General features: G+C 46.4%; 12 protein-coding genes. All 12 read left to right on the plus strand.

What is annotated here, in order from left to right; genetic code table 11:
• Window positions 1-31: 31 nt before the first annotated feature.
• The 12 genes from ABFV83_RS20405 (at window position 32) to add (ending at window position 12,316) form a co-directional block, all read left to right on the plus strand.
• The gene (locus tag ABFV83_RS20405; RefSeq protein WP_349946530.1) at window positions 32-205 is read left to right on the plus strand and encodes a hypothetical protein; all 174 of its coding nucleotides are present in this window, start codon (window positions 32-34) and stop codon (window positions 203-205) included.
• Window positions 206-224: 19 nt separating this feature from the next.
• Window positions 225-1,640 (plus strand): extracellular solute-binding protein, encoded by a 1,416-nt coding sequence (locus ABFV83_RS20410; RefSeq protein ID WP_349946532.1) that lies wholly within the window; start codon window positions 225-227, stop codon window positions 1,638-1,640.
• Between the two features lie 92 nt (window positions 1,641-1,732).
• The gene (locus tag ABFV83_RS20415; RefSeq protein WP_349946534.1) at window positions 1,733-2,632 is read left to right on the plus strand and encodes a sugar ABC transporter permease; all 900 of its coding nucleotides are present in this window, start codon (window positions 1,733-1,735) and stop codon (window positions 2,630-2,632) included.
• Between the two features lie 10 nt (window positions 2,633-2,642).
• Complete coding sequence (locus tag ABFV83_RS20420; protein WP_349946535.1) at window positions 2,643-3,506, plus strand: carbohydrate ABC transporter permease; 864 nt, start codon at window positions 2,643-2,645, stop codon at window positions 3,504-3,506.
• Between the two features lie 25 nt (window positions 3,507-3,531).
• Window positions 3,532-4,479 carry a BadF/BadG/BcrA/BcrD ATPase family protein gene (locus ABFV83_RS20425; protein ID WP_349946537.1) on the plus strand — a complete coding sequence of 316 codons (948 nt, stop codon included), beginning with the start codon at window positions 3,532-3,534 and terminating at the stop codon, window positions 4,477-4,479.
• Complete coding sequence (locus tag ABFV83_RS20430; protein ID WP_349946539.1) at window positions 4,457-5,338, plus strand: ROK family protein; 882 nt, start codon at window positions 4,457-4,459, stop codon at window positions 5,336-5,338. The genes ABFV83_RS20425 and ABFV83_RS20430 overlap by 23 nt, the downstream gene beginning before the upstream one ends.
• Window positions 5,335-6,651 carry a 6-phospho-beta-glucosidase gene (locus tag ABFV83_RS20435; protein WP_349946541.1) on the plus strand — a complete coding sequence of 439 codons (1,317 nt, stop codon included), beginning with the start codon at window positions 5,335-5,337 and terminating at the stop codon, window positions 6,649-6,651. The genes ABFV83_RS20430 and ABFV83_RS20435 overlap by 4 nt, the downstream gene beginning before the upstream one ends.
• Window positions 6,652-6,656: 5 nt before the next feature.
• On the plus strand, window positions 6,657-7,637 hold the full coding sequence (locus ABFV83_RS20440) for a GNAT family N-acetyltransferase (protein WP_349946543.1): 981 nt from the start codon (window positions 6,657-6,659) through the stop codon (window positions 7,635-7,637).
• Complete coding sequence (locus ABFV83_RS20445) at window positions 7,622-8,338, plus strand: PIG-L family deacetylase (protein ID WP_349946545.1); 717 nt, start codon at window positions 7,622-7,624, stop codon at window positions 8,336-8,338. Before ABFV83_RS20440 ends, ABFV83_RS20445 begins: the two co-directional genes overlap by 16 nt.
• A gap of 80 nt (window positions 8,339-8,418) precedes the next feature.
• On the plus strand, window positions 8,419-9,561 hold the full coding sequence (locus ABFV83_RS20450) for a DUF1343 domain-containing protein (protein ID WP_349946546.1): 1,143 nt from the start codon (window positions 8,419-8,421) through the stop codon (window positions 9,559-9,561).
• A gap of 25 nt (window positions 9,562-9,586) precedes the next feature.
• The gene (gene nagZ, locus ABFV83_RS20455) at window positions 9,587-11,098 is read left to right on the plus strand and encodes a beta-N-acetylhexosaminidase (protein ID WP_349946548.1); all 1,512 of its coding nucleotides are present in this window, start codon (window positions 9,587-9,589) and stop codon (window positions 11,096-11,098) included.
• Window positions 11,099-11,323: 225 nt separating this feature from the next.
• Window positions 11,324-12,316, plus strand: coding sequence for an adenosine deaminase (gene add / locus ABFV83_RS20460; protein WP_349946549.1), 993 nt, complete (start codon window positions 11,324-11,326; stop codon window positions 12,314-12,316).
• Window positions 12,317-12,362 lie beyond the last annotated feature (46 nt).

The raw sequence follows: 12,362 nt of genomic DNA on the forward strand, positions 1-12,362 counted from the left end.
TATCATGAAATTAACTGGGGAGGAAAACATCGTGATGGAGGCCGCTGGCTGCAGCCGGAATGAGGTGCAGGAAGCGCTGGACTGTGCAGACGGCCATGCAAAGACAGCGATTGTATCCATTTTATCGGGATGCAGAGCGCAGGAGGCGAGGGAGAAGCTGGCAAAGGCACATGGACATGTGCGTTATGCGATAGAGCAGATATAAAAATAATGGAGGGGATAACATGAAAAAAAGAAAACTATCCGTACTATTGACAGCAGCCATCATGGCCAGTACACTGGCCGGCTGCCAAACTGCCACAAAGGGCACTGCGGTACAGCAGAGCAATGAAAAAGACATTGTTAAGGCATTGCTGCCGCCTGTTTCCGCATCCTATCAGGATAAACTGGTGGAATATGCAAAGGAATTTAACGAGGCCAATCCAGAAATGGAGCTGCAGATCACAACGGCAAGCTGGGAAGACATTACACAAAAGCTGGATGTTCAGGTAAACGCTGGATCTCCGCCAGATATTGCATTCATCGGTTCTAACGGGGTCACGAAATATCTGGACACGGAAATGCTGGTAGACATTTCCCAATATGCGGATAAGGATATGATAGAAGATTACAACCCGGACATTATTAACTATTTCAAAAACGGCGACGGGCTTTATGGATTCCCTGCCTATGTGGAGGTGCAGGCAATCGGCGGAAATAAAGCCATGCTGGAGGAAGCAGGAATCGACTGGAAGGGAATTCAGGAAAATGGCTGGACCTATGAAGAATTTCGGGAAGCCATCAAAAAGGGCGTTGTAAAGGACGGAGGCAGCTATTCCCGGTACGGCTTTGTTTTTGCCTGCTCAGGCGTAGCGGCAAAGGATTATTTTTCGATCTTTGTAAAAAATGCAGGTATGCCATCCGCCTTTAATAAGGATTTGAAGTATACATACACCAGCAGTCAGCTGGTTCCGTTCTTAAAGGACATCAGAGCCTTAATCGATGATGGCTCCATGCCGAAAGAACTAAGCTCCGTTGATGCGGGGAAACGATGGAATATGTTCTTGACCGGGCAGACCATGATCACCGGCAAGGGACTGTCGGTTTTTGAAAAATCTGCTACCGATAATAATAAAAAGCTGGCAGCAAATGACGGAAGTGCAGTAGAAGGAAGCCAGGAGGTGGAATACATTGTATTGCCGGTTCCTACGTTCCAGGGAAATACCCAGCAGGCTCAGGGAGCGGTAGATGGATATGTGTGCTTCCGCAGAAAAGATGAACCAAGTCCGGAGCATTTAAAGAACGTGGCAAAGGCTGCCTATTTTCTGGCAAGCGGAAAAAGAGCGGCAGAAACCTGTCAGGAACTTTATATCAGCCCCATATGCAAATCCGGAGAGGAAGCATTTGCAGCCCTTCCCCCCATGGAAAGCAAAAACGAGAATAATACAAAAGCAGTTAAAAATCTTGCCACCCAGGTTGCAGAAGCCAGACCTGACATTCCGGCTGATTTAGGGGCAAAGGCCATAAAAATTGAGGAAGAGGTTATTCTTCCAAAGTTCCAGGGATTGTTAGCTGGAGAAATTACTCCGGAGGAGATGCACGAAGCCATTAAAAAGGCTGCAGTGGAAGCTTTTGGCGAGGAAGGCTGTGTCATGGATTAATGGGAAATGAGGGCATTGGTAATCGTAACAGGTGCCAATGCCCATTTCTTATCTGTAGGATCATTATGTTTTTAGAAAGAAGGGAGAGGGTAATGAGTATGCAAGCAGCAAAGAAAAGAAAACGATTAAACAATGACGCCAAATGGGGGTATGCCTTCGTGCTCGTGCCCATTTTGTCATTTATTATTTTTACGTTATATCCGGTTATACAGGCAGCGATTGTAAGCTTTCAAACTTATAAGCCTTTAAAAACAGAGTTTGTGGGATTTGCCAATTACAGTAACACATTAAAGAACGGACTTTTCTTTAAATCCATCTGGAACACTGTGGTGTATACGGCCGTAACGGTACCCGTCTCCATCCTCGTGGCGTTCATCATCTCTATTCTGTTAGTCCCCTTTAAGAAAAGGAGCCAGTCATTTTTTAAAGCAGTATTTTATCTGCCCGGGATTGCATCGGGAGTAGCCCTCTCCTTTGTGTGGAAATGGATATTTGATCCTCTGCCAAGCGGCCTGCTGAATTCCGTGATCCGGTCATTTGGGATCCAGAATCAGAACTGGCTGGGCAGTTCTCAAACGGCCATGCTGTCGCTGATCATCATGACAATATTCTCAGGTATCGGTTCTACGGTTATTATTTATGTGGCCGCATTGCTTGGGATTGATCCCACCTATTATGAGGTTGCCAATATTGACGGAGCGACTTTTATACAGAGAATCAAATACGTTGTATGGCCTATGGTCAAGCCGACCACTGTTTTTCTTACCATAACAGGAGTGATCAATGCGTTTCAGGCATTTCAGACGTCGTATCTAATGACAGGGGGCGGGCCGGATAATGCCACTACTATGGTGGGATTATTGATATTCAACAATGCCTTCAAATATTTTAATTATGGGGAGGCATGTGCCCAGGCATTATTATTGGCAGGATTCATCGCGGTCTTTGCAGTCTTACAGTTTAAGGTAATGGCTGGGGACGTAGAATATTAGGAGGGCTGGTATGGGTTTATTCAGACAATATGGAAACGATCAGAAATATAAATTAGTATTCAGAACTGTGATAATGACAGCAATCCTGCTCATCTTAGGTCTCCTGACCCTGTTTCCGATTTATTACATGATTATCTCTTCTTTTGGGGCGCCAAATGAGATTGGGGCAGCCAGTTATACTCTGATCCCCAAATATTATACATTGGATTCCTATAAATTCTTTTTTGGATTCAGCAAAAGCTCGTTGCGGTGGATCGTAAATTCCATGATCGTTGCAAGCACCGTAACATTAAGCAATGTGGTTTTTGCCGGAATGGCAGGGTATGCCTTTGCAAAAATAAGATTTCCCGGAAGCAAAATATTATTTTTCCTGCTGCTGTTTGCGATGATGGTGCCCTATCAGGTCACACAGGTTCCGCTTTACATCCTGGTAGCCAATGTACTGAAGTTGACAGATACTTATACCGCATTGATCGTGCCGTCTCTGGTCACTTGCTATAACGTATTTATGGCAAAGCAGTTCTTTTCTTCTCTTCCCACCTCCATTCTGGAAGCGGCAAGAACAGAAGGCTGCAATCAGTTTCAGATCCTGATAAAAATAGTCATGCCTATTTCAAAAACAATTTTATCGGTTATGGCGATCATGACCTTTATGGGCAACTGGAACACCTTCTTCTGGCCGTTTCTGGTATGCAACAACGAGCAGATGCAGACCATTCAGGTGGGGCTTAAAAATTTCAGTTTTGCAAATACCACTTACTTTTCACCCATGATGGCAGGTGCAACCATCTCAGCATTGCCTATGTTTATTCTGTTCTTTGCCTTGCAGAAATATTTTCTGGAAGGAGTAACGGTTGGTGCGGTGAAGGGATAAGAGAAGGAAGAATGGAGGAAATAAGTTGAAAGAATCATTTGTGATAGGAATGGATGGGGGCGGGACTGCCACCACCGTAATGGCTGCCGGACTTGATGGCGGACTTATGGCAACATTCCGGTTAGGGCCTTTAAACATCAATGGACAGTCCCGGGAAGCAGCGGAAAATACCTTGGCAGAGTTAAAGGCAGAGCTGGAAAAGTCAGGCTTGAATATGAGAGACTGCAGAGGGATCTGCATTGGTGCCGCCGGAATCAGCAACCGGGATACGGCAGAACTGCTGACCCGCAATTTAAAAGAACAGGGGATGCAGGGAGTGATCAGGCTGGTGGGAGACCATGAAACTGCCCTGGCAGGCGCTCTGGAGGAACCGGCAGGCGTTATTTTAATTGCCGGGACCGGTTCCATCTGCTGCGGGATCCATGAGTCCGGGGCTAAGTTCCGGGCCGGCGGCTGCGGCCACATCATCGATGACGCCGGAAGTGCCTATGCCATTGGAAGAGATATATTAAAAGCAGTGGTGAGGGCAGAAGATGGCAGAGCAGGCCGTACCATATTAAAGGAAAAAGCATTCCGCTTCCTTAATGCGGATTCCGTGGAAGATCTGATCACCTGGCTGTATAAGCCTGGAAGAAGCAAAAAAGAGATCGCTGCCCTGGCTCCTCTGTTGGAAGAGGGGATCAGGGAAAAGGATCAGGCTTCCATTGAGATTTTGGATCATTGTGCCAAGGACCTGGCGGAGCTGGCCGGAGCCGTACTGATTCATTTTGATTTTCCGGTTTCCCTGGTGGTCAGCGGAAGCGTATTGATGAAAAATAACGAGATATACCACCTGTTCTGTGAAAATGCGAAAAAAAAATTTCCCCGGCTGGAAATTATGAAGATGAGGGGAGAAGCGGCCCAGGGAGCTATCAGGATCATATTGCGGGAGATGGGAGAAAGGAACGGATATGAAACAATACCTGGCAATTGATATAGGAGGTACTTACATAAAGTACAGCCTTATGGATCCGGAATACCGGGTTCTTCATGAAGGAAGGGTGCCAACGGAAAAACAGCCGGCCAGGTTTCTCTGGCAGTTCATGGAGATCGTGGAAACCTATGTGGATCACATAAGCGGCGTTGCAATCTGCATGGGCGGCTTTATCCATCCGGTGACAGGAGAAAATACGGATTTCAGTGTTGGAGCCAATTTCAGGGCGTATCGTTTAAACGAGGAGATAAACAGAAAATATCCGATTCCCGTAGCACTTGAAAATGACAGCAATTGTGCCGCATTGGGAGAAATGGTCCGGGGAGCAGGAAAGGGCTATGAGGATATTTGCATGGTCACCTTTGGAACCGGGATCGGCGGTGCCATCATCATAAACCGGAAATTACACCGGGGCAGCCACTTTAAATCCGGTGAGGTGGGTTTTACCGGAGTGGGTCTTCGGGCTGTGGACGGAAAGCCGGTGGCAGAAGGGGCAGGAGCGACCTCTCTTCTGGTGAGAAAGGTATCGGAAGTCCTTGGCAGGGAAGTGGACGGATCGTATATTTTCAACCATCTGGACCAACCGGATATCCGCCGGATATACCGGGAATGGCTTTACAAGGGGGCAATGGTGATCGGCAACTTTGCTGTCACGGTAGATCCCCAGATACTTCTGATCGGCGGGGGAATCAGTGAAAATGAGATATTTATAAAGGATATGAAAGAAGCGGTATATACCCTGTATCCCCATCTGGAACCCTATACGGCCATAGAGGCCTGTGAGCAGGGAAACATGGCAGGGAGAATCGGCGCCCTGTATTTATTGCTGCAAAGCAAAGAAGGAGGCATTCAGTCATGAAAAAAGGTGTGAAAATCGTGGCAATCGGAGGAGGGTCCAGTTACACACCGGAGCTGGTGGACGGATTTTTAAAACGATACGAATCACTGCCTGTGGAGGAACTATGGCTGGTTGATATTCCTGAGGGTGAAGAAAAATTACGGATTGTAGCCGAACTTGCAAAGCGCATGGTAAAAAAAGCAGGAGTTCCAATGGAAATCCATACGACCCTGAACCGGAGAAAGGCCCTTCCTAAAGCTGATTTTGTAGTTACCCAGCTGCGGGTCGGACAGCTTCAGGCCAGAGTGAAGGACGAAAGAATCCCCTTAAAGCACGGGCTCCTTGGCCAGGAAACCAATGGTGCAGGCGGTCTGTTCAAAGGGATGAGAACCATACCGGTCCTGTTGGATATCTGTAAAGACATGGAGGAGCTGTGCCCGGAAGCATGGCTGATCAACTTTACAAACCCGGTGGGCATGGTCATGGAGGGATTGAACCGATACAGCAGCTTCCGGAGGTTCATCGGACTGTGCAACATACCTTATGGCATGCATAAAGCAGTGGCGGATCAGCTTGGTAAGCCCATGGAAGAGGTGAAAGTCACCATGGGCGGCTTAAATCATATGGTTTATGTGACCAGAGTGGAAGCGGATGGAAAGGACATGACGGAAGACGTGATCAGCCATTGGGGGGAAGGCGGCGCTGTGAAGAATATAAAGGCAGTCACCTGGGACAATGATTTTGTAAAAGAGCTTGGAGTGCTGCCATGCTCCTATCACAGATATTACTATATGGCAAAAGATTATCTGGAAGAAGCCCTGGAAAAATATGAAAAGCATGAGACCAGAGCAGAGCTTGTGGAACAGGTGGAAGAAAAGCTGTTTGAACTGTATCAGGATCCGGAACTAAATGAAAAACCGGAATTGCTGTCACAGCGGGGCGGTGCCCATTACAGTGATTCGGCATGCAATCTGATCCATTCCATTTATAATGACAAGGGAGATATTCAGGTGGTAAACACTGTAAACAGAGGTGCCATAAAAAATTTCAAGGACAATGAGATCGTGGAAGTAAGCTGCAGGATCACAAAGGAAGGACCGGTTCCGGTAAATGGCGTGGAACTGCCATGGACGGTCAACGGTCTTTTGCAGCAGATCAAATCCTTTGAAATCGCAGGATGCCAGGCGGCGGTGACCGGAAGCCCTCAGAAGGCCCTGCTTGCCCTTATGATCAATCCCCTGGTTGGCTCCCAGAAAGAAGCAAAGGCTGTGCTTCATGAGCTGTTGGAAGCCCATAAAGAATACCTGCCTCAGTTCTTCGACCATAAGGAGTAAGTTGTATGAAATTTTTGGATCTGAACAAAGAAAATGCAGGGATTGCCTATGAATTGTTTGAAGATGCGGTCAAGACAAAAGAAGTATTGTTCCGGCTATTTGAAAACCAGAACGCCTTTTGCACATTTTTTATGGAGGACCAGGCAGATGAGGTACATAAGATCACCATTCTGGAGGAACATGGATGGGGATTTGCATCCGGCTGCTTTTTAAAGGGCGAGGACAGGGCTTATCTATCCATGATTGTTGTGAAAAAAGAAATGCAGGGCCAGGGAATCGGAAAAGCAATGCTTACCTGTCTGGAACACAGACTTCGGAAGGAAAGCGGAGCTTCAAGGATCGAAATTGTTTTCTTTAATCCCATGGCGTTTTCCTGGCATATTCCAGGGAAAAAGACGGCGGATCATCCCAATGCCCCGGGAGTGGATGTGGGGAGCAATGCCTATCTTTTCTTTAAAAATTGCAGGTACCGCGATTATGCGATGCAGAACAGCTATTATCTGGACCTTGATGATTATCTGGTGCCGGATTTTGCAGCAGACCTCATAGAAGGACTGGAAAAAGAGGGCATTACAATAGAAGCTTATGATTCTGACAGGCATTACGGCATGGAGGAGATGATACATAAGTTCCATAATCCTTTGTGGGAAAGAGATATTCTGGGAGAAACGGCAGAGGGAGAAAACAGCCGTCCCATTCTGATTGCAGCACACAATGGCAAAGTGATCGGCTTTACAGGGCCTTTGGATGTGGAAAAGAGCGGCAGGGGATTTTTTTGCGGAATCGGCGTGGATCCTGATTACCGGGGGAAAAAGATATCAACGGTCCTGTTTTGCAGGCTATGTATAAGCCTGAAGGAAATGGGTGCAGATTTTATGAGTCTTTTTACCGGGGAAAATAATCCTGCAAGAAATATTTATGAAGCCGCCGGATTTCGTATTGTAAGGACCTGGGCAGATATGAGGAAGGAATGGAAGGACCGATGAACGGGGAAAGAAAGTGCATCATGGCAATAGGTGGCCATGTGGGGGATGCAGAGCTGACAAGCGGCGGATTTCTGGCTACTATGGCATTAAAAGGCTGTCAGGTCGTTACCGTAGCATTGACCGGCGGGGAAAGAGGCAATCCCCCTGGCATGCCGGTGGAAGAATACAGAATACAAAAGGAAAAGGAAGCTTTTTCCTTTGCCCAAATGCTGGGAGGGGAGGCAGTGGTATTTCCTTACACAGATGGAGAGTTGCCGGACAATGACGAGGTGAGGTTTCAGCTCTGCGATATAATCCGCCAATACCGGCCCGCTGCATTGCTGACCCATTGGAAGAACAGCATGCACAAGGATCATGAAACAACCCACAGAATCGTAAAGGATGCCCAGTTTTTTGCAGGACTTTCCGGGCTTGAGAGGAAAAACAGCGCTCATTTTGCCAAAGGACCATATTATGCGGAAAACTGGGAAGATTCGGCTGGCTTTGAAAAATATATTTACCTGGAAGTATCAAAAGAAGGATTTGAACTATGGAAAAAGGCCATTGACACCCATTGGTTTGCCGTACACAGCCCATCTTTTCCCTATAAAGAGTATTATGAGCATCTTATGAGGGTAAATGGCTGTCTGGCAAGAACCGGGTATGCGGAGGCATTTGATTTGGATCAGGAACAAAAAAAGGTTGTATTATCGGAAGTGTAAAACCACGTCCGATAATCGATTCATGCCAGTGATTAACTGGATATACAGGTATATCCGCTTAATCCGGCAGGAGGCAGATTATGGTGAAAAATGGGATCGATTGTGTGGACCGCTGGCATAAGGTCTTTGACGGGAAACGTCTGGGTCTGATCACTTCTATTTCAGGCGTTGACAGGAATTTAAATTCTACCATCGACATACTTCATAAAAAGTACCGGCTGACGGCCCTGTTTGGGCCTGAGCACGGAGTCAGGGGAAATATAGGAGCAGGCGGAGATGTTGAGGATTACATGGACCCGGATACCGGATTGCCGGTATATAGCCTGTACCGGAGAAATTCCAAGAGGCTGACCAGGGAAATGCTGGATCTGGTAGATGCCGTTGTATATGATATTCAGGATCTGGGAGTCAGATATTACACCTTTATATCAACCATGATCTATGCAATGGAAGAGTGCGCAAGGTATGAAAAGGAGCTTATTATCCTGGACCGCTATAATCCTCTGGGGGATCTGGTGGAGGGCAACTGCTTAAAGCCCGGATTTGAAAGCTTTGTAGGGGCATATCCTCTGTGTATGCGCTATGGGCTTACAGTGGGAGAACTAGCCCTTATGGTAAATGCGGAGAAAAACCTTGGCTGTCATCTGACGGTAATTCCCTGTGAAGGCTTAAGCAGGCATACCATGCATCCGGAAACCGGTCATGTGTGGGTGATGCCAAGTCCGGGAATGCCAAAATATGAGACTGCACTGGTGTATGCAGGAGCCTGTCTTTTTGAAGGAACAAATATTTCGGAAGGAAGAGGAACTGCGGCACCTTTTGAGATAATCGGTGCGCCATTTATAAATGCAGGTAAGCTTGTGAAATATATGACAGGGAAAAAGCTTCCCGGCGTGTTGTTTTCTCCGACTTATTTTACTCCGTATTTTTCAAAATTTAAGGGAGAAGCCTGCGAAGGAATCCATATCCACGTTACGGACAGCCGGGCCTTCCGGTCTACGGTCTGCGGTCTGGAGCTTCTTGATGCAATAAAGACCATTTATGAAGAACGCTTTGCTTTTCTTGATCCTTATGAGGGAAGCACCAGAAGAATGGAAGATCTTTTGTTCGGCTCAGACCAGCTTACAGAGAAAACAGCTTCAAAAGAAGAATTGCTGGCTGGTTTTGAAAGGGATTCAAAAGCGTTTGCTGAACGCAAAAAGGCATATCATCTTTATGGATGAAAGGGGTGACAGGAGTATGGGCGAAATGACATTAAAACAGAAGATCGGACAGATGATGGTGGCAGGTTTTCCAGCCGGGGAATTAAGTGAAGAAATGATAGGGCTGGTAAGAGAGCATAAAGTTGGGAACGTTATATTGTTTTCCCATAACATTAAAAGCAGGGATCAGCTAAGGGCGCTTTGTGATTCCATTCAAAAGCTGGTAAAAGAAGAAACTGGAGAATATGCCTTTATCACCATCGACCAGGAGGGAGGAGTTGTAAGAAGACTTCCGGAAGGATCGGTCAACATACCGGGAGCAATGGCTCTTGCACAGACCGGAGATAAGAAAAATGCATATGAGGTGGCACTGCTTACGGGGCAGGAATTAAGAGAGCTGGGGATCAATTTCAATCTGGCTCCGGTCCTGGATATTAATAACAATCCGGATAATCCGGTGATCGGCGTGCGAAGCTTTGGTCCAAACAGCACCGTAGTAACCGAATACGGCTGTGAAATGGTAAAAGGATATCTGGATTCCGGAATCATGTGTTCGGTAAAGCATTTTCCGGGACATGGGGATACGGCGGTGGATTCCCATCTTTCCCTGCCCTGCATCGGAAAATCCTATGAAGAGCTGGAAAAGGAGGAACTGATTCCGTTTAAAGAAGCTTTCTGTAAGGGAGCTCCGGCGGTAACCCTTGCTCACATACTGTTTCCAAGAATTGAAAAGGAAAATTTGCCGGTAACCATGTCAGAGACCATGATCCAGAGAATATTGAGAAAAAAGCTGGGCTTTCAGGGACTGGTGATTTCGGATTGCCTGGAGATGAATGCCATCAAAGAATATTTTGGTACTGCTTTCGGAGCGAAAAAGGCCATAATGGCAGGCGCTGATTTAATATTCATTTCCCATACGGCAGGCCTTGCGGCGGAAGCGGCAAGGGAAATAGAAAAAGCAGTGGAATCCGGCGAGATTCCTATATCCCGGATAGACGACGCCGTGGAGCGGATTCTTGCATACAAGAAAAGGTATGCTTCACCCAATGCAGATACAGGAAAAAAATCCGGAAAAGAACCGGGGCAGTTTGTAAAGTTGCTGTTTCGCGACAGCATACGGTTTACAAACCGGGAAAGGGGGTACGGTCATCTGCTGGGAGAAAATCCTGTATTTTTAAGCTGTTATGCCTATCGTTCCACTTTGGCCTCCAGCCGTTTAATGGATGATCTGCTGTTTGCAGCATTTATGCAGAAAAGGTTTGGAGGAGATGCATATTCTTTTTCCATAGATCCGGATTCCGGAGAAATAAACGAAATACTGGAAAAGGTAAGAAGTAAGGGATATACAAATCTTGTGCTTGGCACCTACAATGGACATTTGAACCGTGGACAGAGTTCTCTTGCAAAAGAACTGGAACAATTAAAGATACCCATGGTTATGGCAGCGTTCCGTAATCCCTACGATCTGGACGAAGTCGGGGATGGGGTTGATAAAATAGCGGCATATGAATACAGCATACAATCCTTTGAGGCGGTTGTGCCATTATTTAAGCAGTGAAACTGTAAAAGAGGAAATTTCATGGAACCGCATATGGCATTCTGCTGGCTGACATGGTACTATCCTTTTTAAGGTATGGTTTGCGTGCCCTTTTTTAATGGGGCACGTTTTTTTCATGAAAGTTCTTTGTTTTGAGCAGGATAGTAAAATAGTCTGCTCAAAGAATAATTGTTACTTTTCCCGTAATATGGTAAGATGTTTTTATTGACTAAAGGAGGAATCGTTATGAAATTACTGGAAACAGACCTCCATCTGCATTTGGACGGCTCCTTGACCATTGAAACGGTAAGGCTGCTTGCCCAGCAGATCGGATATGATTTTGAAGGACAGGGCGGAAGAAAAAGCCTGGTGGCAGGGGATAACTGTGAGAGCCTTGTGGATTATTTAAAGTGCTTTGACCTACCGGGAAAGCTGCTTCAGACGGAAGAAGCTCTGGAACTGGCTGCCTTTCATTTAACGGAGCGGCTGGCCTCCCAGGGCCTTATCCTCAGTGAGATCCGTTTTGCACCCCAGCTTCATAGAAATAAGGGCCTGACAATGGAACGGGCAGTAGAAGCGGTAATAAGAGGGGTGAATAAGGGAACAGGCAAATCCCCTTTGAAGGCAGGGGTCCTTCTTTGTGCCATGGTAAACGGGCCTGACCGGGAAAATGAGGAAACCTTTGAGATTGCCAGGGCTTATCTTGGGAAGGGCGTTGTTGGGGTGGACCTTGCAGGGCCGGAAGGGATGATCCCCATGGAGCATTTTGAGCCTTTATTTAAGAAGGCCGGCAGAAACGGCGTTCCCTTTACCATACACGCAGGAGAGTGCGGAGATTATGAAAATATTATAAAAGCGGTTCATTACGGAGCAAAAAGAATTGGACACGGATGTGCCGCAATCAAGTCAGAAGCATGTATGGACCTTTTAAAAAAGGAAAAGATTACCTTAGAGATGTGTGTGATCAGCAACCTTCAGACAAGGGCTGTTCCCTCCATTAAGGAGCATCCTTTAAAGGCCTTTTATGACAGGGGAATCCGGGTTACCTACAATACGGATAACATGACTGTTTCAGATACCACACTGGAAAAAGAAGCTGAGCTTATTAAGAAACACATGGGATTTACAGAGGCGGATCTAAGACAAATGAACCGGTATGCACTGGAAGGAGCTTTCCTTGAAGAAGGAGAGAAAGAAAAAATATTTGCATTTTTCGACAATAATAATTATAATGAATGATAACTACGTTTAAAAATAGGTGAAAACCAGGAATGCTACAAAAGGG

This window comes from Lacrimispora sp. BS-2, assembly GCF_040207125.1.
GTDB lineage: Bacteria > Bacillota > Clostridia > Lachnospirales > Lachnospiraceae > Lacrimispora.